The sequence below is a fragment of the Flavobacterium branchiarum genome (assembly GCF_030409845.1).
In the GTDB taxonomy this organism is placed as follows: Bacteria; Bacteroidota; Bacteroidia; order Flavobacteriales; family Flavobacteriaceae; genus Flavobacterium; species Flavobacterium branchiarum.
Genome location: NZ_JAUFQQ010000003.1, coordinates 351,068 through 377,177, shown reverse-complemented (window position 1 = coordinate 377,177; position 26,110 = coordinate 351,068). Strand labels below are relative to the sequence as shown.

Here is a 26,110-nt window from a genome sequence, read left to right as displayed (position 1 = left end):
CCTAAACACTAAGAACAAAAAAACCCGATAAGCTTAAAAACTTATCGGGTTTAATTTATGATAGAATCGAATTATTTAATAATTGTCATTTCATCAACAATGTGTTTTGCACCAGCATATTTATCGATAATCCAAAGTACATAACGAATATCAACATTGATAGTTCTTTGTAAGTTAGGATCAAAGATAACATCACCTGCCATTGCTTCAATATTTCCATCAAAAGCAACACCAATTAACTCTCCTTTTCCGTTAATTACTGGAGAACCTGAATTTCCACCTGTAATATCATTATCTGTTAAGAAGTTTACTGGCATGTATCCTGCTTTATCTGCATATTGACCAAAGTCCTTCGCTTTGTTTAATTCTAATAATCTAGCCGGTAAATCAAATTCTTGATCTCCTGCTTTATACTTTTTAACCATTCCGGTCATTGTAGTATAGTTATTAGTTTTAGCGTCATTTCTTTTATCTTCTGGCAAAGCACGAACTTTTCCGTAAGTCAATCTCAAAGTTGAGTTTGCATCTGGATACTTAATCGCATTCAATTTAGATTCTCTTAATCCTTCTACTAATTTACGGTAAGCAATTGCGAAGCTATCATCAGCTTTTAATTGTCCTTCTGTTTTAGCACGGAATTTACTCAACAAATCATTAGAGATAATATACAATGGATCATGTACAATCGCTAGTGGTTTTGGATCAGCCATAAATGCTAATACTTTATCCTTAGATGTAAAGTAACTAATTTCTGTAGCTTTAGCTACATCTGCAGTAAAATCACCGTTGTTTTCTGATTTCATTTTAGCTATTTGTGGAGCCAAACCGTACTCAGCAGCTTTAGAAGCATATAAATTTAATTGAGCAGTTAACACATCTTTTTCAAGAGGAGCGTAAAACTCACCATAAATATTATCAATCAAAGCATTAATCTTAGGCAACATTTCAGCTTTTTTAGCATCATTTTCTCTGTAGTAAGCAATTAATGCATTTCCTAAGTTTACTGGTCCAGTTGCATAACTTGAAGTACGTAAAAGTTGCGTTAAATAATTATCGTGAGTCGCTTTTAAATTCGTTTCTCTATAATAACCATTGATAGTAGGAATTACGTTTTCGTATTTCTCTTTGTTAGCTGGTAAAGCAGCCCACTCATAAAACTTATCTTCTTGTTCTGTTTTAGTAGCTACTGTTCCTGCTTTTGTTAAAGCATCAATCATACCTTGACGGTTTTTCCAGTAATTTGCAGTCGAAGCATATTTAGACGCATATTGCAAACGAACTGTTGCATCTTTGTCCATATATTTTTTCATCTGATCCATTCCAGTCTTAGCTCCCTCAACCCAAGCAGGGTAAGCAAACTTAATGTTTTGCTCAATTCCACCAGCTGGCATCCAACGGTTTGTTCTTCCTGGATATCCTAATATCATAGCAAAATCATTCTCTTTAACACCTTTTAAGCTTACTGGTAAGTAATGCTTTGGTTTTAAAGGCACATTGTCTTTAGAAAATTCAGCAGGATTACCGTCTTTATCAGCATAAACTCTGAACATTGAGAAATCTCCAGTATGACGTGGCCATTCCCAGTTATCAGTGTCTCCACCAAATTTTCCAACACTTTCTGGAGGCGTACCTACTAAACGTACATCTTTATAATCTTGATATACGAAATAGTAATATTCATTTCCTTGAAAGAAAGGACGAACAGAAACGGTATATTTTCCACCTTCATTATTTTCTTTTTCAATCAAAGCCGTTTCTTGTTGAATCGCTTTGTTTCTTTCTGCTTCTGTCATTCCATCATTTACTTTTGATAAAATTCTTTTAGAAACGTCATCCATACGTACGAAGAAACGAACATATAAAGATTTTGGTTTCATTTCGGCGCTTTTGTCTTTTGCCCAGAAACCATTTTTTAAGTAATTCTGCTCTTCACTAGAAAGTTCTGCGATAGCATCGTAACCACAGTGGTGATTCGTTAAAACTAAACCGCTTTTAGATACCATTTCTGCAGTACACCCACCGTTAAACTGAACTATTGCGTCTTTTAAACTATGATTATTGATACTATAGATTTCTTCAGATGTAAGCTGTAAGCCCATTTTCTGCATATCTCTATGGTTTAATCTCTCGATAAACATCAAGAACCACATTCCTTCATCTGCTTTCACAGGAAAAGCCATAAGGCACATTGTTAAAAATAAAATTATTTTTTTCATACGTTGTAAATATTTTTAGTTGTGCGAATATAGTGCATTTTCACAATTAAACATCTAGGTATAATCTTGAAATTAAACATATCAACAAAATTCCATACAATACTTATGAATTCTACATATTCAAATTCTAAATTATCTAAATAAATACAATTTATATCACAAATTAATATGTAATAAATAAATTACAAAAAAATTACAACATTATAATCCGTTTCTTATAAAATATGTCTTAGGTTTGCAGAAATTAAATTTATACTTATGAAAAAATTATTACTATGTGTAGCTTTAGTAGTTTCTACAATTGCTACAGCGCAAAAAGGTTCAATTCTTGTAGGAGGAAATGTTGAATATTCTTCTGAAAAAATTGGTGATACTAGAAACGAATCATTTAACTTTTCACCAACATTCGGTTACCAACTTAATCAAAACTGGACTACTGGAATAAACGCAACTATTGGCAGCGTAAAAATGGAAGACACTAAGTCTAACAATCAAAAGGTAGGTGGATTCATTCGTTACGCTAAACCACTTGGTGAAACTTTCGCAGTTTATGCTGATTTAGGAACAGGTTACCAACAAAATTCTATAAATGATGCAAAAGGAATATACGTATACGTTGCACCGGCATTATTTATAAATATGAAAGATGGGTTTGGTTTAAACTTTTCAATCGGTGGAATCAATTACGATAATATAGATGGCAAAAATGATCCTCGACAAGAAAAATTCGGATTCAATTTTGGAAAAACAGTAAACATTGGTATTTCTAAAAACTTTACTTTATAAGAATACGCAATTTAGTTAAAACGAAAAAACCACCTATTGGTGGTTTTTTTAGTTTATGCATTATATAATGATCAATTCAGATATTAATCATTTAACATTTTCCATAATTTATCTTTAAGCTCTTGTAGGCCCTGTTGAGCTACAGAAGAAATGAACATATATGGAACATCTTTAAAAGCCACATCAAGCTCTACTTTAAGTTCAGCTTTAAGCTCATCATCCAACATATCACATTTAGAGATCACCAATAGGCGCTCTTTATCTAACATCTCTGGATTATACTTAGTTAATTCGTTCACTAGAATATCATACTCCGCTTTAATATCTGTTGCGTCTACCGGAACAAGAAATAACAAAGTAGAATTACGTTCTATGTGACGTAAAAAATAATGTCCTAATCCTTTTCCTTCAGCTGCTCCTTCAATAATACCAGGAATATCAGCAATTACAAAAGATTGAAAATCTCTATAAGCTACAATTCCTAAATTAGGTTTTAATGTTGTAAATGGATAATCTGCAATTTTAGGCTTCGCAGATGTAAGCACTGATAACAATGTAGATTTACCTGCATTTGGAAAACCAACTAAACCAACATCAGCAAGAACTTTAAGCTCTAAGATAACATCCATTTCTACTCCTGGCAAACCTGGTTGTGCATATCGAGGTGTTTGATTTGTTGAACTTCTAAAATGCCAGTTTCCTAATCCACCTTTACCTCCCTTAGAAAGAATTTGTTTTTCACCGTGTTCTGTGATTTCAAATAAGACTTCACCAGTTTCTTTATCTTTTACAACCGTTCCTAATGGTACTTCAATAAACTTATCATCACCATCAGCTCCAGTACTTCTGTCTCCTCCACCATCTCCACCATGTCCAGCTTTAATGTGACGAGCAAATTTCAAATGAAATAAAGTCCAAAGTCCTTTATTTCCAACCAAAAAAACATGACCTCCACGTCCACCATCTCCACCATCTGGACCACCTTTTTCAATAAATTTTTCTCTATGTAAATGCGTAGAACCTTTTCCACCTTTACCGGAAGAAACAAATATTTTAACGTAATCTACAAAATTTCCTTCTGTCATAATTCTCTGTATTCAGTCACAATCTAATTTTCAGCACAAATTGCTACCGAAAACTAAGACTGGAAACTATTTTATTTTTACTCTTTTAATGCTTTTATTAATACTTTATCAATCTTAACGCCATCCATATCGATGACTTCCAACTCAAATTTTTGCCAAATTAACTTTTCACCCTCTTTAGGAATACGTGATAATTCAGTCATAATAAGTCCACTTACAGTAGTAACTTCATAATCATTAATTAATTCGTCTAACTCAAAATAAGTTAAGAAATCGTGTAATGAATAATGTCCATCTACCAACCAGCTTCCGTCTTCTCTTTCAATTAATTGAAATTCATCTTTATAAAAATCGGCGGCGTCTCCTACAAGCGCTTCCAAAATATCATTCAATGTAATAATACCTTGAAAAACACCATACTCATCAGAAACAAAAGCATAATGAATACCCGTTTTCTTAAAGTTTTCTAATGCTTTATAGGCTGTTGTTTGCTCCATTATAAACGGCGCATCAGTCATTATAGAAGCTAAACTAAAATCATCTTTTTCAATATTAGCAAATATTGTTTTCAGATTAACTACTCCTGAAATATCATCATAATTCTCTTTATAGACAGGATAAATAGAGTGTAAATCTTCTAATATTAATTCTTTTACACGCTGTTTATCTGAATCTAAAGGCAAGAAAACTACAGATTTTCTATGAGTCATTAACGAATTTACTTTTCTATCTCCAATATGAAAAACACGCTCTACAATGTCTTGTTCTATTTCTTGTACTTCACCACCTTCTGTACCTTCTTTTATGATGGCTTTTATTTCTTCTTCGGTGACTTTACCATCGGCAGTAGGTTTTATTTGCAAAACATTCAATAAAAAATCTGTCGAATTAGTCAGCAACCAAATAAATGGAGCTGTAATAATCGAAACAACTTTCATTGGTAATGCCACAGCTTTTGCAATAGCCTCGGGATGGTTCAATCCAATTCTTTTAGGTAATAATTCGCCCAAAACAAGTGAAAAGAAAGTTAAAACTACCACCACAATCCCCACAGAAACTGAATGTGCGTACGGTTGTAAAACTGCAAACTGACTTACAAAAGTTTCTACATCCATAGTAATTTTATCACCACTATAGATACCAGTTAAAATTCCGATTAAAGTAATCCCAATTTGAACTGTTGATAAAAACTTATTAGGTGAGTTGGCCAAATCAAGGGCAATTCTAGCACTTTTATTTCCTTTTTTGGCTGCAGTTTCTAATCTATTCTTCCTAGCCGAAATCAATGCGATTTCCGACATAGAGAAAACCCCATTTAAAATTATTAGAAAAAATATTATTAGTATTTCCATTTTTATATTTAAACATTTAAAGTTTAAGGCCTAAAAAGCAGTCTAAATAATAGTATAGTTAGACTCATTTTAAACCTTAAACTTTAAACAATTTTGTTTGTATTACAAATTATCAATTACACTAGTCAAACGCTCGGTTATTTCTTCTACAGTTCCGATTCCGTTTACAGCGTGAAATTTATTTTGCTCTTTATAATATCCAATTAACGGAGCTGTTTTTTCATTATATTCTTGATATCTAACACGAATTTTCTCTTCATCTTGATCATCAACTCTTCCACTAGTTTTACCTCTTTCTAATAAACGAGCTACTAAAACCTCATCATCAGCTTCTAAAGCGATTGTTGCTGTAACACTCGTACCAATAGTTGGTAAAAACTTATCTAATGCTTCAGCTTGTTCTAATGTTCTTGGATAACCGTCAAACAAAAAACCTGCAGTATCTGGGTGTTTTTTCACCTCATCAATTAACATAGCCGTTGTTACTGCACATGGAACCAATTCTCCATTATCCATAAAAACTCTAGCTTTCTTTCCCAAATCTGTATCGTTTTTTAAATTAAAACGAAAAATATCTCCTGTTGAAAGATGTGTTAATTTGTATTTTTCTTTTAAAAATTCTGCCTGAGTTCCTTTTCCTGCACCAGGTTTTCCAAATAAAACAATATTAATCATAGTTTGTGTGTTGTGTCGTACTTCCTTTATTACTCAAAGAAGTTTAAAATGAATAGTTAATTTATATTTCTTTAGTTTTTAGTTCTAAAATTATTCTGCTAATTGATATACTTCAGACAAATTTCTTCCCAAACCATCGTAATCTAAACCGTAACCAACAATAAATTTGTTTGGAATTCGAATTCCGATATAATCAATTTTAACATCTTTTTTATATGCCTCTGGCTTAAAGAATAAAGTAGCTATTTTTAAATGCTTAACATTTTGCTGCTTGAATATTTCTTTAAGTTCAACTACAGTATTCCCTGTGTCAACAATATCTTCGATAATAACAACAGATCTTCCCGTTAAATCTTGATTTAACCCTATCAATTGCTTAACGTCATGAGTTGTTTCAGTTCCTTCGTAAGAAGCCATTTTTATAAATGAAACCTCGCAGTGTTTTTTATATTTTTTCAAAAAATCTGCCACAACCATAAAAGAGCCGTTAAGCACACCGATAAAAATTGGAATTTCATCTCCAAAATCATCCTGTACCTGGGCTACCATTTTAGTAATTGCAAAATCGATTTCTTTAGCAGAAATAAACGGAACAAATTGTTTATCGTGAAGTTGTATCATTATTTTTTACATTTAAAATAATGGGCAAAGATACAGAATTCGAGTTTTAGAATCGAAAATTGACCTTAAATTTGTATTTTTAAATCAAAAAAAAAATCGATGCCCTCTGAATTACAGAAAAACCTTGATTACGTAAGTGCTTACAGAGAAAATAGACTTAAAGGTGCTCAATTTGTTTTAGAAAATCCTGATTGTTTTCCTGAGTTAATTTCAATTTGCTTTACTATTTCTGATAAAAACACACACAAAGCCTGCTGGATATTGGAATTTGTATGCTATGAAAAGCTAGAATGGTTGCAACCTCATCTTGATTTTTTTTGCTCAAATCTAAAACATCTAAAAGACGAAAGTGCGATTAGACCCATTGCAAAAATCTGTCAACTACTAGTTACAGCTCATTACAAAAAAGCAGAAACAAAAATTACGCTTTCCGAAATACAGCTTCAAGACATCATCGAAGCCAGTTTTGATTGGTTAATTACCGATACCAAAGTAGCAGCAAAAGCCTACTCCATTCGTACCTTACATATATTAGGCAAACATTACGATTGGATTCATCCCGAATTACAAATCATACTTACCAAGGATTACGCTAACCATACTGCTGCTTATAAAGCAGTTGCTCGAGAAATTCTCAAGAAAATAAAATAGCATTTTCCTATTCAATCATTATAAAGTATCTTTGCGCATCACAAACACACAACAATGAATTATTTTTCTTCTGATTTTAAATTAGGAATATTAGGCGGTGGACAATTAGGCAAAATGCTTCTTTTTGACACACGAAAATTTGACATACAAACCTATGTTTTAGACCCAAGCGATGAAGCTCCAAGCAAAATCGCCTGTAATAAATTCTTTCAAGGTGACTTAATGGACTTTGAAACGGTTTACAATTTTGGAAAACAAGTAGATGTTCTAACTTTTGAAATCGAACTCGTGAACCTCGAGGCTCTTGAAAAATTAGAAAGTGAAGGTGTAAAAGTATATCCTTCGCCAAAAACCTTAAGAGGAATTCAGAATAAAGGAATCCAAAAAGATTTTTATTCTAAAAACAATATTCCGACTGCTCCTTTTGAAAGATTTGAAAATCTGGAAAGTCTTAAATCGAATGCTCAAAATCTAAAATTACCATTTGTTTGGAAATGCACAGAATTTGGATATGATGGAAATGGCGTAAAAGTGATTCGTCAAATTTCTGATTTAGATAATTTACCAAATGTAGAATGCATTGCAGAAACAATGGTGCCTTTCAAAAACGAATTGGCTGTTATTGTTTGTCGCAATCCATCGGGAGAAATAAAAACATATCCTGTTGTCGAAATGGAATTTCATCCTGAGGCAAACCAAGTTGAATATGTGATTTGTCCTGCTAGAATTGATGAGAAAGTAGCTCAAAAAGCAAGAGCAATTGCACTTAATGTTTCGGAGAAATTTAATCACGTAGGATTATTAGCTGTCGAAATGTTCCAAACTCAAGACGATGAAATCTTGGTAAACGAGGTTGCTCCTCGCCCACACAATTCTGGTCATTATTCTATCGAAGCTAGTTATACATCGCAATTCGAAAATCACTTACGCGCTATATTAAATCTTCCTTTAGGAAACACCGACAGCAAAGTTGCTGGAGTTATGGTGAACTTAGTTGGTGCCGAAGGTTTTTCTGGTGACGTAGTTTACCAAAACATCGAAACAATTTTAGGTTGGAATGGCGTTACACCTCATATATACGGTAAAAAACAAACTCGCCCTTTCCGAAAAATGGGTCACGTTACTATCGTAAATGAAGACATGAACGAAGCAAGACGAATTGCTGAAGATGTAAAGAATACTATTAAAGTAATTAGTCTTTAGTACTCAGTTTTCAGTCGCAGTACAGAACTTGAAACAAAACAGTCGCAGTGGCAGTTTGCAGTCGCAATGCAAAACTTGAAACCTGAAACTTGAAAAAAAATAGAACAGTCGCAGTCTCAGTTTGCAGTCACAGTATAGAACTTGAAACAAAATAGAACAGTCGCAGTCTCAGTTTACAGTCACTGTGTAGAACTTGAAACAAAACAGTCGCAGTGGCAGTTTGCAGTCGCAATGCAAAACTTGAAACCTGTAACTTGAAACAAAATAAAACAGTCGCAGTGGCAGTTTGCAGTCGCAATGCAAAACTTGAAACCTGAAACTTGAAACAAAATAGAACAGTCGCAGTCTCAGTTTGCAGTCACTGTGTAGAACTTGAAACAAAACAGTCGCAGTGGCAGTTTGCAGTCGCAATGCAAAACTTGAAACCTGTAACTTGAAACAAAATAGAACAGTCACCGTTTTCGGTCGCAGTAATGCAACTTGTAACATTAACTTGAAATAAAATAAAAACATGAGCAAAGTAGCCGTAATAATGGGAAGCATCTCTGACATGCCAGTAATGCAAGATGCTATCGATATATTAAAAGGATTTGATATCGCTGTAGAAGTTGATATTGTTTCTGCACACAGAACACCTGAGAAATTAGTTGATTTTAGTAAAAATGCGCACCTAAATGGTGTCTCTGTAATTATTGCTGGAGCTGGTGGAGCAGCTCATTTACCTGGAATGGTAGCATCGATGTCGCCTTTACCAGTAATTGGAGTTCCAGTAAAATCTAGCAACTCAATCGATGGTTGGGATAGTGTTTTATCTATTCTACAAATGCCAGGTGGCGTTCCTGTTGCAACTGTTGCCTTAAATGGAGCTAAAAATGCAGGAATTCTTGCAGCGCAAATCATCGGAAGCCATGATAAAGTGGTTTTAGATAAAATCATCGCCTATAAAGAAAGCCTAAAAGAAGCGGTTTACAAATCTTCTGAAGGTTTAAAAAAATAAAAATAGTTTTCAGTCTCCGCTTTCAGTCACACGATCTACTGAAAACAGAGACTGCAACTGAATACTAAAAAAACATGAGCATCTTAACAAACTACTTCAATACAAAACACAATACAGCGCCTTTTTCGGAAATTAAAATCGAAGACTACGTTCCTGCTTTTCAAGAAGGAATTACTTTAGCGAAAGCTGAAATAGATGCAATTGTAAACAATACTGAAGCTCCAACATTCAAGAATACTATTGAAGCAATGGATTATACAGGAGACATCCTAGACCGCGTTTCAAGTATTTTCTTCAATTTAAATTCAGCAGAAACTAGCGACGAGATGCAAAAAATCGCGCAAGAAGTTTCGCCACTATTATCAGAATTCGGAAATGACATCACATTAAACGCTGCTTTATTTGCTAAAATAAAAGCTGTTTATAACCAAAAGGAGAGTTTAAATCTAAATCCAGAGCAAACTACACTTTTAGATAAAAAATATAAAAGTTTTTCAAGAAACGGAGCTAATTTACCTGAAGAAAAGAAAAACCAATTACGTGAAATCGACAAAGAGTTATCTAAATTAAGTCTACAATTTGGCGAGAATGTTTTAGCTGAAACAAACGCTTTCGAATTACATTTAACAAACGAAAGTGACTTAGCTGGATTACCAGAAGGAACTATCGAAGCAGCTCGCTCATTGGCTAAAAGTCAAAATAAAGAAGGTTGGATTTTTACTCTAGATCATCCAAGCTATGTTCCGTTTATGACTTATGCTGACAACCGTGAATTGCGTAAAAAACTTGCAATCGCTTTTGGAGCAAAAGCTTTCAAAAATAATGAATTCGACAATCAAGAAATTGTTCTTAAAATCGTTAAGCTACGTTTTGAAAGAGCCAATTTACTAGGATATAAAACGCATGCCCATTTTGTTCTTGAAGAACGTATGGCCGAAAACCCAGAAAAAGTATTCTCTTTCTCTAATGATTTATTGGCTAAAGCGAAGCCTGCTGCCAAAAAAGAATTTGAACAACTTACTGCTTTCGCAAAAGAGCTAGACGGAATCGAACAATTAGAAAAATGGGATGGTGCTTATTATTCAGAAAAATTAAAACAACAGCTTTTTAATTTAGATGATGAAAAATTAAAACCTTACTTTCAATTAGAAAAAGTACTAAACGGTGCTTTTACAATTGCAGGAAAACTATACGGACTTACTTTTACTGAAGTATTTGACATTGACAAATACCACGAAGAAGTAATGACTTACGAAGTAACGAACGATAAAAACGAATTAGTTTCTATTTTCTACGCTGATTTTTTCCCAAGAAAAGGAAAACGAAATGGGGCTTGGATGACATCGTTTAAATCTCAATATAGAAAAGACGGAGTAAACGAAAGACCGCATATTTCAAACGTATGTAACTTTACAAAACCTACAGAAACGAAACCTTCATTACTAACTTTTAATGAGGTAACAACTTTGTTTCATGAATTCGGTCACGGATTACACGGAATGTTAGCTGATACAACTTACCCAAGCTTATCAGGAACCTCTGTTTATTGGGATTTTGTAGAATTACCAAGTCAGATTATGGAAAACTGGTGTTATGAGCCAGAAGCTTTAGCATTGTTTGCTAATCACTATGAAACAGGTGAAGTCATTCCGATGGAGTATGTAAACAAAATTAAAGAAAGTGCTAGTTTTCAAGAAGGATTAGCCACATTACGTCAGTTAAGCTTTGGATTATTAGATATGGCTTGGCACGGACAAGATCCAACTGCAATTACCGATTTAAAAGCATTTGAAACGGAACAATTTAAAGACACGCAATTATATCCTGATGTGAAAGAAAATGCCATGAGTACTGCATTTTCACATATTTTCCAAGGAGGTTATTCTTCTGGATATTACAGCTACAAATGGGCCGAAGTTCTAGATGCTGATGCTTTTGAATACTTTCAAGAAAAAGGAATTTTCAATAAAGAGGTGGCAACTAAATTTAAAGACAACGTACTTTCAAAAGGAGGAACGGAGCATCCGATGATTTTATACAAACGCTTTAGAGGTCAAGAACCAAAACCTGAAGCTTTATTAAAAAGAGCAGGATTGATATAAAAATTTAAAAGCCAGTAACTAAAAATTTAGTACTGGCTTTTTTTACTTGAATTAGTAATTTACTTAGGTAATACTTTTTTAGTATATGAAGGCAACGATACTATTGAACTAAACACATGACTCAATTTTCCTGGAGTCAATGAACGATGACAATAGAAACATGATCTAGAATCGGTTGCATCACTAGCAGAACTTGGAGACTGAAAATACGTTTCCATAGTCGTATTTGCCAATTGACCTGTACCAATCGCATCACCTCTATGAATAGAATCTGTTGCGGATCCATACGGATATGATTTACCATTTGGTGCCGATCCTCCAAAAGTCCATGTTGCTCCAATCAATAAATAATTTCTCCTGATATCATTTCCGCTGAGCATTTTGCGCACAGCATTATTTATAGAAATGACTTCGCTATTAGAATCAGCTGGCGTTTTATCTTCTCCATTAGGAACCATATTTGAAGCAACACCCCAAGCCATAATCCTTCTCGCAGTGGGGCTATTAACAGCTGGATTCGTCACTTTAATTGTATCTCCACTAACGGTCATATTTTGTATATTTTGCGTTCCTGTGGTATCATTTGCATGAGCATTAAAAAGCCACCCTTCACCTGTGTCTGCTTTCACATGTTTAATTTTATCATTTATATCTCTATAAGCATAAGTAGCATTAGGAGAATTTTTTTCATGTTCAAAAGTTGCCCAAATCATCTCAGGATGTCCAGCTACACTCCCTACCACGTGCATACCAACTAAAGCTAATGTTGTAGTCGTTTCTCCATTTACAACCCACTTATTCGGATTAGATTTATTATAAGTAGGAATCTTAGCCTTTATAGTAATATAGGTAGCAGCATTAGGTAAATCTTTAACTTCAATCCATGACGTTTTTAATTCCATTGCCAATGCATTTGGATCCGGAGGAGTTGCCCATCCTTTGGTTTTTGCATAAGCCAAAATACTATCTCTTGCACTAGCAGTTGTCGGAAATTTGCTGCCATTTAATTTCCCTTCATTAACTCCTGTTAAGAAATAAGCATACACATCATTAACCATAGTGATATAATACACTAATGATTTATTTTCTCCCATTAAAGCACCATTAGATCCTGCCTGCCCTTGTTCTGTTTCAACCTCATTACCATTAGAATCAAAAAACACAGATTTTTTGCCCACTTTAAATTCTTGCAAAACATTCTTAGAATCTAATTTACTATCAATAACTGGTTTCGCACTTTTAATAACTTGTCCTTTACTATCGATAAACAAATGCAATCCTTTTGCATCTGTTGTAATACGACTTACTTGTACTAACTTATTCATTTCATCCTTAACTTTTTCATCCTTTTTTGCAGGTTCAACCTCAAATAGCCTTCCTGTTTTATCACTTACAAGTGGCAAACGGTTTGGTCCGTTTTGATTAATAGTACCTACTGCACTAAGTATTTCATCGGGATTATGCTGCGTCATAGTACGTTTTCCTTTAGCATCTGGAGGAGAAACATTATAGAAAACGGAAGACTCTAAAACCGTACCTTTACCATTATATGTTCCCGATGCAGGCGAAGTTATCCATAAAAACATTTGCTCAGACCATTTGTAGAAATCACAATTATTCTGACTAGGAAATGTCACACTATTTGCTGGTTCTACCAAGCCGTTTTCTGACGCTTTTCCAGTTTTAAACCAAGAATTAAATTCAGATTCTGAAACTGTACAGGATTGTTTTACATCTTGTGGCAAATACTCATCACTATTAGAAACTGATGCAACTAATTCCTTTTTTTTATTACATCCTATAAATAGAATTATTGCTATAGTAAATAACACTAAAGCAATTTTAGTGGTTAATTTTTTCATTTTTTTTTATTTTTAAAATTGGTTGATTTTAGTTCACAAAACCCATTTTAGATATAGATAATAGACTTCTATTTAAACATTAAACTATTTCCATATGGAAACTCACTGGCGGTTTTCCAGTATCTTTAAACAATCTATTTTCCGTACCATTTCCAGCATCATTAAGTTGCCCATCTCTTCCATAAATTTCTATTTCAACACTATTAACTAAAGAAGCCGTTAATAAATTCTTTCCATCCTCTTTTGGAATTGGCAATTTAAAAAATGCTTTTACCTCCAGATGCGTTTGGCAATTGGCACAATATTGCGAACTCCAACGACTTAATACAGCTTCTGTACCCAGATGTTCTTTTTTGCCATCAACCATTACAAAAGCAGAAATCAAAAAAGAACCTCTTATCGGAGCCTTATTGATTCTTGACACTTTAATGATTTTTGAATCTTCTTCTTCATTTGCTAAAAGTTTCTTTTCATTTGATTCTTCAAGAGACCCAACACTGTAAGTTAATCCCAACTGTTTTTCGATGTTAATACAGTCCAAAGAATTATAAGGTCTTTCTTTCTTGTCTTCGATAATCGTAAACGGATTAAGCGGGCTCTCTAAATTAAGCCATGAATTAGGAGCCATCCCTGGCGTTGGCCCCTGACTATCAACTGTATTTGTTCCTGGATATTCAGGAAAAATCTCAAGGTGATCTGTAAATCCATGTTTTTTCTGCCAAAGCCAAAATACACGGTCTATATTACAATGGTGAAAATAAAAGATTGGATCTAATCCTGCAGTATCATTCTCCCCCATATCTCCATTTGCACCAGGAATAGGCGAACGGTCATAGGTTGGTAAATCACAACCACCCACTGCAAGATGAATACTATTATGTGGAGATTCGAGAGAGACGACCAAGTCTTGACCTTCTTCAAGATTCGCATTCCATTCAGAAACAGAAGTTGTATTTGAAAAAACTGTAAAATTTGGTGCATTCAAACAATCTCTAAATTTCTTATTTACATTAGTTTCAATCTTTTTTCCTTTTACAATTATAAAGGAGTTCAACCAGTTTAACACATTATCATTTAGAATCGCTACATTTTTATTATAATCGGGAAATTTAGCATTGTGCGCATCCGTTTCGGCACGATCTTTTTCGGTACCTACCAAGCCCGATAATGGATAACGAACTGTTTCGTATCCTTTGGGTTTGTTATACAAATTATTCTCGCCTTGTATATTATCAACAATGTTTTTAGGAAAAATAAAGGAGCGCAAAGGGTTGGCAATTTTTTTACCGTCAAGTACAAAAAACTCATCTGTTAAGCATTTTGGAATTCCTTTTTTTAATGATTCTTCATCAGTTTCATCCCAATAAGGTAGCATTACTGTTTTGCAACCTTCAATACTTTGCAAGGCTTGTTCTATTTTAAGAATATAAACTCGATGCCATGTTGGAAACAATACATTTCCGTGATTGCAATAACCGCCCCAATAGGCACTACTTCCCCACCCAGCACCTCTAAAAGGCTCACCATGAAAACCTCCAATTCTAAAAAAAGAATGCTCATTTTCTGCAGGAAGTTCTTTAATTCCTTTCCAAGCGCGCATTAAATTTTCTAATTCGGTTTTATTACCGCTTTCATAATCTCTTTGTAATTCTGCAATAGATTTTCTGATATTTAATTTTGTAGTAGGCATAGTTATACGTTTTTTATATTATTGTGTTTAGTTGGGAATAAATGAATTCGAATAGTAGGAAATTGAACGAGTAATGAGCCCGTTATAATAAAAATCATACCTGTTATAAGCAACCATTTTTCATCTGCAAAGGAAAATCGCCCTATAAGAATGATAAGTGTTCCTGTTAAGCTTAACAAAAAGGGTAAATAATTTTTAGCTGTTGATTTTTTATAGATCATAAATAAATGAACCACCATAAAAACCATTAAAACAGGCAACAACCAACCCATGTAAGGTAGTTGTGCCAAACCAAGACTTCCGAACATACTCATATAAACTGCCCAACAAACTGGGCATTTAGGAAAAAAAGCAATAAGAATACTTAAAAACATTGAAGGGATTGCTCTAAATGTTTTTTTAGTTTTAGATATTGGCTTCTCTACTGTATGACTATGTTCTTTAATTGCGCAACAGCAACTTCTAGTTTCAAGAATAGAATTGTTCATAGCTTACCGTTTTAAATTATTCTCGAATAATTAGAGTACTTCACTAATTGCTTCTGAATTTTTAAACCAAAGCATACCATATTTACTTCGCAAAAATGATTCTTTAGGGTTAGCCACTCCAGCTTCAATACGAGCTAAAGTTGTTGCGTGATAATTCTGTTTTGTAAAATCAAGATGATCTAAATCAATACATAAATTTGAATGATTGTGAAAATTCTGGCCAGTCTGTGTACCAGAATCTAACTTTGAAGTAATGTGTGACATATTTAAACATTTATAGGTTAAGTAATAAAGATTTTTGGGGCAATCTTTTGGTATCAAAACTTTTGATTATTACATAATAAAGGAACAATAATACTAGAAACCTTAAAAGCGTATAAATACCTGATTTTCAGATTAAAAAAAAATAAATCAGTTACGAAAATAAGTTTCATTTATTTTTGAAAGTTTGAAAACTTTTATTTACATTTGTTGTATCACAAAGAATATTTGAAATCAGAAAATTATAGAAGTAAAAAATGGAATTCAAAGAGGCAAAAAATAAATTCGTTCAAACATGGGGAGCTTTAGGTTCTCAATGGGGTATTAATAAAACCATGGCACAAATCCATGCTTTATTAATGATTTCAAACGAAGCTGTTTCTATGGAAGACGTTATGGAAGAATTACAAATTTCTCGTGGTAATGCCAGTATGAATTTACGAGCTCTGATGGATTGGGGAATTGTTTACAAAGAATACAAAGCGGGAGAACGTAGAGAATTTTTTACTGCCGAAAAAGATTTAGATGAACTAGCTGTAAAAATTGCTCGTGAAAGAAGTAAACGCGAAATTAAACCAGCACTTAAAATATTAAAAGAAGTATCCTCGATTGAATCAAAAGATTCAGCAGAAGAAAAACACTTTGTAGATCAAACCGCTAAATTGTATGATTTTGTTTTAAAGGCTGATAATATGTTAGATAAAATGACCGAATTTAATGAAAACTGGTTAGGCCGTTTGGTACTTAAAATAATGAAATAAAAAAATTTAATCTAAACTTTCATTTTTTTCTGAAAGTTTAAAAAACTCAATAATAATGACAGCTTTACAAAAAATGAACACCCTAGCACTTGCAATTCCGCTTACCATTGCAATAACAGCTCCAATATTCAAAGAAGGAGCTATTATATTCGCCTTATTATCTACTATGCTTACAGGATTAATTCAATTTTCGTTAGGGGTAATAATGCTTATTGATAATCCAAAAGACACCAAGATTCAGATATACATTGCTGCAGTAGCTTTGTTCTTTGCACTTTGGTTCTTTAATAGTTTCATTGGCTACAATAACTTCATTAATTATGTACTCGTGCCTGTCCCACTTATTCTCGCCATTTATCTTTCTGTACTGATATATAAAGAAAAAGAATCATGAGCTTCTTAACCGCCGAATGGAAAAATTTAGCATTATTCAATTATGAGATCAATGCTAAAATACTTGAGAAATATGTTCCGCCTGGAACCGAAATTGATTTATGGGATAACAAGTGTTACGTAAGTCTAGTTGGTTTTTTGTTTAAAAACACGAAAGTATTAGGCATAAAAATCCCTTTTCATATCGACTTCGAAGAGGTAAACCTGCGCTTTTACGTTAAACGGTTAGAAAAGGGCACTTGGAAACGTGGTGTTATTTTCATAAAAGAAATAGTTCCTAAAACTGCTATTACTTTTATTGCAAACACTTTATATAAAGAGCACTATCAAACTAATAAAATGAAACATGCTATTATTGAGAGTAAAGACTCTAAAACTTTTGTTTATCAATGGATGTATCAAAATAAATGGAATACGATAGAAGTTGAAACTGAAACAACTCAAAAAGAAATAAAAATTAACTCAGAAGCAGAATTCATTACCGAACATTATTTTGGATATACTAAATATGATAAGAATACTACCTATGAATATGAGGTAACACATCCAAGATGGAAACAACTTCAACTTATTAATTATAAAATTGATGTTGATTTTGAAGACAACTACGGAAATGATTTTGCATTCCTTAATGGGGTAAAACCTCTCTCTGCATTTTTAGCAGTAGGTTCTAAAATTAGTGTTGAGAACAAGAAAAAAATTAAGATATAAACTAGTATTGGCATTTCATTTAATCTCCTAAAAATTTATAACTATGAAAACGCTTCAAAATCAAACACTAATCTATGATGAGAACTGCCCTCTTTGCAACCTTTACACAAGTGGATTTATAAAAACTGGAATGCTCGACGGAAACGGAAGAAAATCATACTGCCAACTATCTCAGGAAGAACAAAATCTAATAAATATAAAACAAGCTTCAAATGAAATTGCATTAATAGATAACAAAAACAAAACTGTTATCTATGGTATCGATAGTTTATTGAAAGTGGTTGGGTTTTCATTTCCATTGATTGAAAAAATTGGAAAAACTAAACCAATCAATTTTATTCTGAGAAAATTATATTCTTTTATTTCTTATAATCGTAAAGTGATTATGCCGAATAGAATTAATAAAGAGGTTAAACTGCAATGCATACCCGATTTTAATTATAAATACCGATTTGTTTTTATCGCATTTTCCTTAACAATAACAGCTTACACATTATTCCAATATTCAAATATAATTCCAGCATTTCCCAAATCAAGTATTTTAAGAGAAATTGTTATAGCATCTAGTCAAATTATATTTCAAAGTTTATTTCTAATAAAATCAAACAGAAATACGATTCTAAATTATATTGGAAATCTAATGAGCGTTTCTTTAATGGGTTCTTTAATTTTAATGCCAATTGTACTCTTAAATCAATTCATAAAACTTTCAGAAATGCTGCTTTTAGGTTGGTTTGCTGTAACAGTTCTAATTATGTTTGCAGAACATTTTAGAAGAATTAAAATTTTAGAACTTCCATCTTATCTTTCATATACTTGGGTACTCTACCGAATTATAGCCTTATTTTTAATTTTAAATTTATAACCATGAGCAAACTAGTCATCGCAGCTGGAACAGGATTTTTAGGACAAGCATTAGTCAATCATTTCAAAAATAAATTTGAAGAAATTGTAATTCTTACTCGAGGAAAATCTAAAATAATCGACACCATTAAATACGTCAATTGGAACGCGAAAACTTTTTCTGGATGGGAAAACGAGCTTGAAAATACAACCGTTTTAATAAACATGGCAGGAAAATCTGTAGATTGCCGTTATACCAAAGAAAACAAAAGAGAAATTTTGCTATCACGAATTGATAGTACTAGAATTCTAAACGAAGCTGTTTTAAATTGCAAAACACCACCTAAGCATTGGCTAAATTCATCAACAGCTACTATTTATCGTTTCTCTTTAGATAAAGAAATGGATGAAATTAACGGAGAAGTCGGAAATGATTTCTCTATTAACGTTGCTTTATCTTGGGAAAAGGCTTTTTTTAAAACAGAAACAACAAACACCTTAAAGACTGCCTTGCGAACATCTATCGTATTAGGAAGACAAGGAGGTGCTTTGATTCCGTTAAAGAGATTAGCCAAATTTGGTTTAGGTGGAAAACAAGGAAAAGGAAATCAATTTGTAAGCTGGATTCATGAAACTGATTTTGTACGAGCAGTAGATTTCGTAATTCAGAAAGAAATCACCGGAGTTGTAAACATTGTTTCTCCTAAGCCAATTCCGAATACCGATTTCATGAAGGAACTTCGTAAAGCGGTTGATTGTTCAATTGGAATTCCGATAAGTGAACCGTTATTAAAATTTGGAGCTGTTCTAATTGGAACTGAAACCGAATTAGTTTTAAAGAGCCGTAATGTGATTCCAAAACGATTACAAGAAAATGACTTTGTATTTGAATTTGATACGCTAGAAAAGGCGTTAAAAAACTTAATATAAATGACAACTATACATCTAGTCACAAGAATAAACGCATCGAAAAAAATTGTATTTGACAATTCACGAGATATCGATTTACACCAAAAATCAGCTTCTAAGACCAACGAAAAAGCAATTTCAGGTGTAACTAAAGGATTAATCAATAATAATGAAACGGTTACTTGGCGTGGTAAACATTTCGGTTTTTATTTAACTCATAAAAGCAGAATTACAGCAATGAGTCTTTATGATTATTTTGTTGATGAGATGGAAGAAGGAAAATTTAAATCATTTAAACATGAACATTTTTTTGAAGAAGTAAATGGACTTACAATTATGACTGATAAATTACAATATGAAACTCCTTTTTGGCTATTAGGAAAATTGTTTGACATTTTATTTTTAGAAAAACACCTAACTCATTTTCTATTAGAAAGAAATAAAGTTTTAAAAACCATTTCTGAAAAAGGTAACTAATCAAGTTATAATGGATATGAGTCTTTAAAGAAAATAGTGCATTCGAAACAAAACGTTCCAATTAAAAAATTATCTTTGAGTATCACCTGCTTTTTCAAGCAAAATAAGATGGATTTTAATCGTTAACTTAAAATGAAGATCATGACATTAAAAACTAAATTTTTATCCGCACTATTTTTAGTCATTTCATTCGTAGGCTTCTCACAAAGTAATTGCAAACAATTAAGTGGTTGCGAAAGAAAATTATGCGAACTGAACACTAAATTAGAATATGCTAAAAAAAGAGGCAATCAAAACGAAATTAGAGGAATTGAAAATGCTATCTCACAAACCAAGAAAAACTGCACAACTAAAACAGTTAATAAAGACCTAGAAAAGAAAGTAAAAGAGAAACAGCAAAAAGTAAACGAAAAAACGGCAGATTTAAACAAAGCGATTAAAGACAACGAGAGCAAAGAAAAAATCAATAAGAAAAAGAAAAAATTAGAAGAAGCAAAAGCCGAATTGAATAAAGCGCTTTTAGAACAAAAAACGAAATAACCCTTTAGTGCCTCCACAACAAAACCGATGCCTCTCATCGGTTTTCTTGTTTCTAATCTTCAGTTATCCATAAAACACAACCAGCAACCACCAAAAAATTGGAATACTTTCTACCCAAAAAGAAGTATAATACTTAGAACGTTTTTCATTTGCAAAAACAATAAAAAGTGACAAAACAAAGACCATGATTAAATTAATCACCAATTGGTTTTTATCAAAATTAGATTTTAAAAATTCTAAAAAGTAAAAAGGCAACAATAATAGCAATCCTAAAATCTTGGTCCGCTTTACTCCAATTTGTTGTGGAACTGTTTGTAAATGCGGGTCATCATTAGCTTTATCGATAATTTCAAAAATTAAAATCAGTACAAAAACCAATATAAAACGTTGTATACATTTCAAATAGAAATCTGAAGTAAAAGCAATTTCAGCATTAATTAAAGGCAAAACCAAGGTGGCGCCAACCCAACATAACGCAACTATGTAGATTTTAACTCCCGCCCAATTTCGTGCATTTTTTCTATTGGGAAAGAAAGGAAGTGTATAAAGTGCTGTAATTGCCAAAATACCCACCGAAACAATTTGAGTTATTCTTTTTAATTGAAAAAAATAATAACCAACCAATAAAAGAGAACAGAAACTAAAAACAGCAATAATTTTTAATTGATTTCCTATTGGTACTTTCTTTACACGAACCAAAGCATCGTATTTTACAAAATTATAACCTACAATAGTTCCAAAAAAAACAAATAAGGTGATTGATTCATCATACTCAAGACCAAACATATGGAATGTCAAACGCACCAATGCATAACATGATAAAGCAACATGAATGCTACTAATGATATAAAAATTAAATAGCTGTGTAATTACTCTCATAAGACAAAAATAATCAATTATTAAGAAATCAATCCTTTAGTTGTAAATTCCATAAAAATTGGCACTGAAAATAGCAATTAAATTATTATTAATACTTAATTTTGCACCACTAAAAAACAACACTTTTACTACTATATGAAAACAGATGCTTTTGCTTTAAGACACATTGGACCAAGAGAAACGGACCATCAACATATGTTGAAAACAATCGGAGTTGAATCTATTGAACAACTCGTTTATGAAACGCTTCCAGATGACATTCGTTTAAAAGCACCATTAAACTTAGATCCTGCAATGACAGAATATGAGTTTTCAAATCACATACACCAATTAGGAAATAAAAATAAGGTTTTTAAATCATATATTGGTTTAGGATATAACCAAGCTATCGTTCCTGCAGTTGTTCAAAGAAATGTCTTTGAAAATCCAGGATGGTATACAGCATACACACCTTACCAAGCAGAAATTGCTCAAGGTCGTTTAGAGGCAATCCTTAATTTCCAAACTACAGTTATAGAATTAACTGGAATGGAGATTGCCAATGCATCTTTATTAGATGAAGCAACTGCTGCTGCTGAAGCAATGGCGCTTTTATTTGATGTAAGATCAAGAGATCAGAAGAAAAGCGAAATCAACAAGTTTTTTGTTTCTGAAGAAATTTTACCACAAACATTATCTGTTTTACAAACTCGTGCAACACCAATTGGAGTTGAATTAGTTATAGGAAATCACGAAACATTCGATTTTTCAACAGCATTTTTTGGAGCAATCCTTCAATATCCTGGAAAATACGGACAAGTAAATGATTATGCAGCTTTTATTGCTAAAGCAAAAGAAAATGAAATAAAAGTTGCTGTTGCTGCTGATATTTTAAGTTTAGCAAAATTAACTCCTCCTGGAGAAATTGGAGCTGCTGTTGTTGTAGGAACAACACAACGTTTTGGTATTCCGTTAGGATATGGTGGACCACACGCTGCTTATTTTGCAACAAAAGACGAATACAAAAGAAGTATGCCAGGACGTATCATTGGAGTTACAATCGATACCAACGGAAACCGTGCTTTACGTATGGCATTACAAACACGTGAGCAACACATAAAACGTGATAAAGCAACTTCAAACATTTGTACTGCACAGGTATTATTATCTGTTATGGCAGGAATGTATGCAGTATATCACGGACCAAAAGGATTACAATACATCGCTGATAAAGTTCACGCTGCAACCGCAACGCTTGCAATCGAATTAAAAAAATTAGGTGTAGAACAAACTAATACTGCATTCTTTGATACAATCGTAGTAAAAGCCGATTCTAAAAAAGTACGTGCTATTGCAGAACAAAACGAAATCAATTTTTATTATATCGACGATAACACAATCTCTATTTCATTAAATGAAACTGTTAGTGTTGCTGAGGTAAACGAAATCATTTCTGTTTTTGCTAATGCTACAAATCAAAAAGCTAACACAATTGATAGCTTAAGTAATACAAATCATTTCCCAGAGAATTTGAAAAGAACATCATCATTCTTACAACATGATGTTTTCAACAAATACCACTCAGAGACTGCTTTGATGCGTTACATCAAAAAGTTAGAGCGCAAAGATTTAGCTTTAAATCACTCGATGATTTCGCTAGGTTCATGTACGATGAAATTGAATGCGGCTGCCGAAATGTTACCATTAAGCAACCCACAATGGAACAACATTCACCCTTTTGCTCCGCTTGATCAAGCACAAGGTTACCAAGAAATGTTGAAAAAACTAGAACAACAATTAAACGTTATCACAGGATTTGCTGGAACTACTTTGCAACCTAACTCAGGAGCACAAGGAGAATATGCAGGACTTATGGTAATTCGTGCGTACCACCAATCAAAAGGAGATCACCACAGAAATATTGCTTTAATTCCATCATCAGCACACGGAACAAACCCTGCTTCGGCTGCAATGGCTGGAATGAAAGTTATTGTTACAAAAACACTAGAAAACGGTAACATCGACGTAGAAGATTTACGTGAAAAAGCCATTCTTCATAAAGACAATCTATCTTGTTTAATGGTAACGTACCCATCTACGCATGGTGTTTACGAAAGTGCTATTAAAGAAATTACACAATTGATCCACGATAACGGTGGTCAAGTATACATGGATGGTGCAAATATGAATGCTCAAGTAGGATTAACAAATCCTGCAACAATTGGAGCCGATGTTTGTCACTTAAACCTACACAAAACATTTGCAATCCCTCACGGTGGTGGTGGACCAGGAGTTGGACCTATTTGTGTTGCACCACAATTAGTTCCATTTTTACCAGGAAACCCAGTTATTGCAACTGGAGGAGATCACGCAATTACAGCTATTTCTGCAGCTCCTTGGGGTTCAGCATTAGTTTGTTTAATCTCTTACGGATACATTTCGATGTTAGGAGCCGAAGGTTTAAAAAGCGCTACACAACATGCTATTTTAAATGCGAACTACATCAAAGAAAAATTAAGCGGTCACTACGACACTTTATATTCAGGAGAAATGGGTCGTGCTGCTCACGAAATGATTCTAGAATGTCGTCCATTTAAACAAAAAGGAATTGAAGTTACTGATATTGCAAAACGTTTAATGGATTACGGCTTCCACGCTCCAACAGTTTCTTTCCCAGTTGCTGGAACTTTAATGATCGAACCTACTGAAAGTGAAAACTTAGAAGAATTAGACCGTTTCTGTGAGGCAATGATTTCTATTCGTAAAGAAATTGAGGCTTCTACACTAGAAGACAAAAACAATGTATTAAAAAATTCACCACATACATTAGCAATGCTTACTACAGATGTTTGGGATTTCCCATACACAAGAGAACAAGCTGCTTTCCCATTAGAATATATTGCTGAAAACAAATTCTGGCCAACTGTACGCAGAGCCGATGATGCTTTTGGAGATAGAAATTTAGTTTGTAGCTGTGCTCCTATTGAAGCCTATATGGAAGAATAAAAACAATTCTTTTTAATATAAAATACCCCGATCTAGAATTCTAGAATCGGGGTATTTTTTTTTAATAAAACCCAACAACGAATTACGAGATGTGTCTATTTTTTTAATAATTTAGCTACAAACTTAATCCTCCACTTAAATAAAAATTATATGAACAAAACTATACTTGCATTAGGCTCTCTTTTTATATTACTGTCCGTTAGTTGTTCAAGCGATAAAGACAATGAAACTAATAACGGAGAACAAGGAACCAATACAAAAACTACATTAAATATTACGGATGCAAAAAGTCTGGTTGTGTTAGAAACATCATTATCTAGCAAAAACCTCGCAACCGAAACAAATTTATTCAAAATTACTGCAGATGGTAAATACTTACCAGTAAATCTCACAAATGCAGATGGTTCTACTAATACATCAAGTGGTAAATCGGTAATCTACAATATCAAAAATTTAAACTCAAATTACATTTTACTTACAGGAAGTTTTGAGATATCCGATAAAGGTGGTAAGACAAAAAAATACTCAAGCATTGTAGTACGAAAAAATGACGGAGCAATATACGATTCCTCATCAATTGGCTTTAATTTTGAAACTAAAAAATTAGGCGAAATTTTACCTAAAACTGATTCTGAGGGAAACATCTATTATTACAAGGGAGCTGAAAATTCAATTGGAAAATTTTCTTTAAACAATCCAGACAATATCAGCATAATAGATTATTTACCAAGCGGACAAAAAAACATGTATTTTGAAGTTGATCCTAAAGGAAACTGCATGTATAAATATGGAGAAAGCAAAGGAGTCACCAAAAGTAACGGTACAAATGATATACGTATCAGAAAAGCAAATGGCGGAATCTATGAAGTTAAAATAGAAGGAAGAGATAACAGAGAATTTTGGCTAGGCAATAATGGCAAATTTTATTTTATTACTTATACATGGGACAATAACTACATCCCACAAATTCATAAAATAGATATCGATGGCGATAACATTAGTACTACTGTAGTATGGCCTCGTAAGGGTTCGCCTGTTCCAGATGGTGTAGGACATATGTTTCGCACATCTGCTCAAGGATCATTTATGATAAAGAAAAGAAACTCTGTTATGTTTATAGACACCTATTATAGCTGGGGTACTATGGATTGGGAATTTTTTGAAAGTGACAATGCAGTTGAAACCATCGATTTACCCAATATCGATCAATATTCTAAAATTGTCTATTCAAAAGAAAATTATTATATCGCAACAAAAAAAGATCTATACAAAGTTAATTTAGACACTCATGATTATATTAAGTTACTTCCATCAGGTGAATATGAAATTTACTCTTTAAACGTAGATAATGATGACAATGTACAATTTAGTGGTTTAAGGCTTAAAGACGGTAAAAAGATTTTTGCAGAAATTAGCAAAGAAGGAACTCTTAAAAATGTGAATGAAGAAATCAATAAAAAAGCAATTACTCTTGAGAGAATCAATTAATAAAACAAAAGCAAATCTTACAAATGCCTCGAATATTCGAGGCATTTTTTTTGTTCTATAAAAACACACCAAAAAATAAATTTTCAAGCCTCCGTAAATTAACCAATAAAAACGCAAAAAATAGAGGTAATTATT

General features: G+C 32.9%; 24 protein-coding genes. 14 read left to right on the top strand and 10 right to left on the bottom strand.

Features of this window, described 5'->3' with window-relative positions; all coding sequences use genetic code 11:
• Positions 1–71: 71 nt before the first annotated feature.
• Positions 72–2,216, bottom strand: coding sequence for a S46 family peptidase (locus QWY99_RS02035; protein ID WP_290260396.1), 2,145 nt, complete (start codon positions 2,214–2,216; stop codon positions 72–74).
• Between the two features lie 258 nt (positions 2,217–2,474).
• Here QWY99_RS02035 and QWY99_RS02030 point away from each other — a divergent pair, with 258 nt between their 5' ends.
• Entirely contained in the window at positions 2,475–3,002 is a 528-nt protein-coding gene (locus QWY99_RS02030; RefSeq protein WP_290260395.1) for an outer membrane beta-barrel protein, read from the top strand.
• Between the two features lie 83 nt (positions 3,003–3,085).
• Here QWY99_RS02030 and obgE read toward each other — a convergent pair whose 3' ends face one another.
• From obgE to hpt, 4 genes are all read right to left on the bottom strand, one after another.
• Positions 3,086–4,087 carry a GTPase ObgE gene (gene obgE / locus QWY99_RS02025; protein ID WP_290260392.1) on the bottom strand — a complete coding sequence of 334 codons (1,002 nt, stop codon included), beginning with the start codon at positions 4,085–4,087 and terminating at the stop codon, positions 3,086–3,088.
• Positions 4,088–4,164: 77 nt separating this feature from the next.
• A complete protein-coding gene (locus tag QWY99_RS02020) occupies positions 4,165–5,439 on the bottom strand; it encodes a hemolysin family protein (protein ID WP_290260391.1) in 1,275 nt (424 codons plus the stop codon).
• 102 nt (positions 5,440–5,541) lie between these two features.
• Entirely contained in the window at positions 5,542–6,114 is a 573-nt protein-coding gene (locus tag QWY99_RS02015) for an adenylate kinase (RefSeq protein ID WP_290260388.1), read from the bottom strand.
• Between the two features lie 90 nt (positions 6,115–6,204).
• Complete coding sequence (gene hpt / locus QWY99_RS02010; protein ID WP_290260386.1) at positions 6,205–6,735, bottom strand: hypoxanthine phosphoribosyltransferase; 531 nt, start codon at positions 6,733–6,735, stop codon at positions 6,205–6,207.
• A 99-nt stretch (positions 6,736–6,834) separates the two neighbouring features.
• Here hpt and QWY99_RS02005 point away from each other — a divergent pair, with 99 nt between their 5' ends.
• From QWY99_RS02005 to QWY99_RS01990, 4 genes are all read left to right on the top strand, one after another.
• Positions 6,835–7,386 carry a HEAT-like fold family protein gene (locus tag QWY99_RS02005; RefSeq protein WP_290260384.1) on the top strand — a complete coding sequence of 184 codons (552 nt, stop codon included), beginning with the start codon at positions 6,835–6,837 and terminating at the stop codon, positions 7,384–7,386.
• Between the two features lie 54 nt (positions 7,387–7,440).
• Positions 7,441–8,589 (top strand): 5-(carboxyamino)imidazole ribonucleotide synthase, encoded by a 1,149-nt coding sequence (locus tag QWY99_RS02000; protein ID WP_290260382.1) that lies wholly within the window; start codon positions 7,441–7,443, stop codon positions 8,587–8,589.
• A gap of 511 nt (positions 8,590–9,100) precedes the next feature.
• A complete protein-coding gene (gene purE / locus QWY99_RS01995) occupies positions 9,101–9,586 on the top strand; it encodes a 5-(carboxyamino)imidazole ribonucleotide mutase (RefSeq protein WP_290260379.1) in 486 nt (161 codons plus the stop codon).
• Between the two features lie 74 nt (positions 9,587–9,660).
• Positions 9,661–11,688, top strand: coding sequence for a M3 family metallopeptidase (locus QWY99_RS01990; protein ID WP_290260377.1), 2,028 nt, complete (start codon positions 9,661–9,663; stop codon positions 11,686–11,688).
• Between the two features lie 59 nt (positions 11,689–11,747).
• Here the strand turns inward: QWY99_RS01990 and QWY99_RS01985 are convergent, their stop codons facing one another.
• The 4 genes from QWY99_RS01985 to QWY99_RS01970 form a co-directional block, all read right to left on the bottom strand.
• The gene (locus QWY99_RS01985; RefSeq protein ID WP_290260375.1) at positions 11,748–13,550 is read right to left on the bottom strand and encodes a hypothetical protein; all 1,803 of its coding nucleotides are present in this window, start codon (positions 13,548–13,550) and stop codon (positions 11,748–11,750) included.
• A 79-nt stretch (positions 13,551–13,629) separates the two neighbouring features.
• Entirely contained in the window at positions 13,630–15,240 is a 1,611-nt protein-coding gene (locus QWY99_RS01980) for a tyrosinase family protein (RefSeq protein ID WP_290260373.1), read from the bottom strand.
• Between the two features lie 2 nt (positions 15,241–15,242).
• The gene (locus QWY99_RS01975) at positions 15,243–15,728 is read right to left on the bottom strand and encodes a hypothetical protein (protein WP_290260371.1); all 486 of its coding nucleotides are present in this window, start codon (positions 15,726–15,728) and stop codon (positions 15,243–15,245) included.
• A 30-nt stretch (positions 15,729–15,758) separates the two neighbouring features.
• Complete coding sequence (locus QWY99_RS01970) at positions 15,759–15,992, bottom strand: hypothetical protein (RefSeq protein ID WP_290260369.1); 234 nt, start codon at positions 15,990–15,992, stop codon at positions 15,759–15,761.
• Between the two features lie 254 nt (positions 15,993–16,246).
• Between QWY99_RS01970 and QWY99_RS01965 the strand changes: the two genes are divergently transcribed.
• From QWY99_RS01965 to QWY99_RS01935, 7 genes are all read left to right on the top strand, one after another.
• A complete protein-coding gene (locus QWY99_RS01965) occupies positions 16,247–16,750 on the top strand; it encodes a GbsR/MarR family transcriptional regulator (protein ID WP_290260367.1) in 504 nt (167 codons plus the stop codon).
• 73 nt (positions 16,751–16,823) lie between these two features.
• Positions 16,824–17,144, top strand: a complete 321-nt coding sequence (locus QWY99_RS01960) for a hypothetical protein (RefSeq protein WP_290260365.1) — start codon at positions 16,824–16,826, stop codon at positions 17,142–17,144.
• Positions 17,141–17,854, top strand: a complete 714-nt coding sequence (locus tag QWY99_RS01955) for a YqjF family protein (RefSeq protein WP_290260363.1) — start codon at positions 17,141–17,143, stop codon at positions 17,852–17,854. Before QWY99_RS01960 ends, QWY99_RS01955 begins: the two co-directional genes overlap by 4 nt.
• Before the next feature lie 43 nt (positions 17,855–17,897).
• The gene (locus QWY99_RS01950) at positions 17,898–18,719 is read left to right on the top strand and encodes a thiol-disulfide oxidoreductase DCC family protein (RefSeq protein WP_290260361.1); all 822 of its coding nucleotides are present in this window, start codon (positions 17,898–17,900) and stop codon (positions 18,717–18,719) included.
• A gap of 2 nt (positions 18,720–18,721) precedes the next feature.
• The gene (locus tag QWY99_RS01945; RefSeq protein ID WP_290260359.1) at positions 18,722–19,627 is read left to right on the top strand and encodes a TIGR01777 family oxidoreductase; all 906 of its coding nucleotides are present in this window, start codon (positions 18,722–18,724) and stop codon (positions 19,625–19,627) included.
• Positions 19,628–20,083: an SRPBCC family protein gene (locus QWY99_RS01940; protein ID WP_290260357.1), complete on the top strand. Its 456-nt coding sequence runs from the start codon at positions 19,628–19,630 to the stop codon at positions 20,081–20,083.
• Between the two features lie 141 nt (positions 20,084–20,224).
• On the top strand, positions 20,225–20,623 hold the full coding sequence (locus tag QWY99_RS01935; protein WP_290260354.1) for a DUF1090 family protein: 399 nt from the start codon (positions 20,225–20,227) through the stop codon (positions 20,621–20,623).
• A gap of 63 nt (positions 20,624–20,686) precedes the next feature.
• Here QWY99_RS01935 and QWY99_RS01930 read toward each other — a convergent pair whose 3' ends face one another.
• Positions 20,687–21,502 carry a hypothetical protein gene (locus QWY99_RS01930; RefSeq protein WP_290260351.1) on the bottom strand — a complete coding sequence of 272 codons (816 nt, stop codon included), beginning with the start codon at positions 21,500–21,502 and terminating at the stop codon, positions 20,687–20,689.
• A gap of 135 nt (positions 21,503–21,637) precedes the next feature.
• Here QWY99_RS01930 and gcvP point away from each other — a divergent pair, with 135 nt between their 5' ends.
• Both gcvP and QWY99_RS01920 read left to right on the top strand, forming a co-directional pair.
• Positions 21,638–24,487, top strand: a complete 2,850-nt coding sequence (gene gcvP, locus QWY99_RS01925; protein ID WP_290260349.1) for an aminomethyl-transferring glycine dehydrogenase — start codon at positions 21,638–21,640, stop codon at positions 24,485–24,487.
• 150 nt (positions 24,488–24,637) lie between these two features.
• On the top strand, positions 24,638–25,975 hold the full coding sequence (locus QWY99_RS01920) for a hypothetical protein (RefSeq protein ID WP_290260348.1): 1,338 nt from the start codon (positions 24,638–24,640) through the stop codon (positions 25,973–25,975).
• The last annotated feature ends 135 nt before the right edge of the window (positions 25,976–26,110 follow it).

Excerpts from the sequence above, each read along its gene's own strand:
- QWY99_RS02035 (WP_290260396.1), bottom strand. The coding sequence starts at position 2,216 with ATGAAAAAAATAATTTTATTTTTAACAATGTGCCTTATGGCTTTTCCT.
- QWY99_RS02030 (WP_290260395.1), top strand. The coding sequence starts at position 2,475 with ATGAAAAAATTATTACTATGTGTAGCTTTAGTAGTTTCTACAATTGCT.
- obgE (WP_290260392.1), bottom strand. The coding sequence starts at position 4,087 with ATGACAGAAGGAAATTTTGTAGATTACGTTAAAATATTTGTTTCTTCC.
- QWY99_RS02020 (WP_290260391.1), bottom strand. The coding sequence starts at position 5,439 with ATGGAAATACTAATAATATTTTTTCTAATAATTTTAAATGGGGTTTTC.
- QWY99_RS02015 (WP_290260388.1), bottom strand. The coding sequence starts at position 6,114 with ATGATTAATATTGTTTTATTTGGAAAACCTGGTGCAGGAAAAGGAACT.
- hpt (WP_290260386.1), bottom strand. The coding sequence starts at position 6,735 with ATGATACAACTTCACGATAAACAATTTGTTCCGTTTATTTCTGCTAAA.
- QWY99_RS02005 (WP_290260384.1), top strand. The coding sequence starts at position 6,835 with ATGCCCTCTGAATTACAGAAAAACCTTGATTACGTAAGTGCTTACAGA.
- QWY99_RS02000 (WP_290260382.1), top strand. The coding sequence starts at position 7,441 with ATGAATTATTTTTCTTCTGATTTTAAATTAGGAATATTAGGCGGTGGA.
- purE (WP_290260379.1), top strand. The coding sequence starts at position 9,101 with ATGAGCAAAGTAGCCGTAATAATGGGAAGCATCTCTGACATGCCAGTA.
- QWY99_RS01990 (WP_290260377.1), top strand. The coding sequence starts at position 9,661 with ATGAGCATCTTAACAAACTACTTCAATACAAAACACAATACAGCGCCT.
- QWY99_RS01985 (WP_290260375.1), bottom strand. The coding sequence starts at position 13,550 with ATGAAAAAATTAACCACTAAAATTGCTTTAGTGTTATTTACTATAGCA.
- QWY99_RS01980 (WP_290260373.1), bottom strand. The coding sequence starts at position 15,240 with ATGCCTACTACAAAATTAAATATCAGAAAATCTATTGCAGAATTACAA.
- QWY99_RS01975 (WP_290260371.1), bottom strand. The coding sequence starts at position 15,728 with ATGAACAATTCTATTCTTGAAACTAGAAGTTGCTGTTGCGCAATTAAA.
- QWY99_RS01970 (WP_290260369.1), bottom strand. The coding sequence starts at position 15,992 with ATGTCACACATTACTTCAAAGTTAGATTCTGGTACACAGACTGGCCAG.
- QWY99_RS01965 (WP_290260367.1), top strand. The coding sequence starts at position 16,247 with ATGGAATTCAAAGAGGCAAAAAATAAATTCGTTCAAACATGGGGAGCT.
- QWY99_RS01960 (WP_290260365.1), top strand. The coding sequence starts at position 16,824 with ATGAACACCCTAGCACTTGCAATTCCGCTTACCATTGCAATAACAGCT.
- QWY99_RS01955 (WP_290260363.1), top strand. The coding sequence starts at position 17,141 with ATGAGCTTCTTAACCGCCGAATGGAAAAATTTAGCATTATTCAATTAT.
- QWY99_RS01950 (WP_290260361.1), top strand. The coding sequence starts at position 17,898 with ATGAAAACGCTTCAAAATCAAACACTAATCTATGATGAGAACTGCCCT.
- QWY99_RS01945 (WP_290260359.1), top strand. The coding sequence starts at position 18,722 with ATGAGCAAACTAGTCATCGCAGCTGGAACAGGATTTTTAGGACAAGCA.
- QWY99_RS01940 (WP_290260357.1), top strand. The coding sequence starts at position 19,628 with ATGACAACTATACATCTAGTCACAAGAATAAACGCATCGAAAAAAATT.
- QWY99_RS01935 (WP_290260354.1), top strand. The coding sequence starts at position 20,225 with ATGACATTAAAAACTAAATTTTTATCCGCACTATTTTTAGTCATTTCA.
- QWY99_RS01930 (WP_290260351.1), bottom strand. The coding sequence starts at position 21,502 with ATGAGAGTAATTACACAGCTATTTAATTTTTATATCATTAGTAGCATT.
- gcvP (WP_290260349.1), top strand. The coding sequence starts at position 21,638 with ATGAAAACAGATGCTTTTGCTTTAAGACACATTGGACCAAGAGAAACG.
- QWY99_RS01920 (WP_290260348.1), top strand. The coding sequence starts at position 24,638 with ATGAACAAAACTATACTTGCATTAGGCTCTCTTTTTATATTACTGTCC.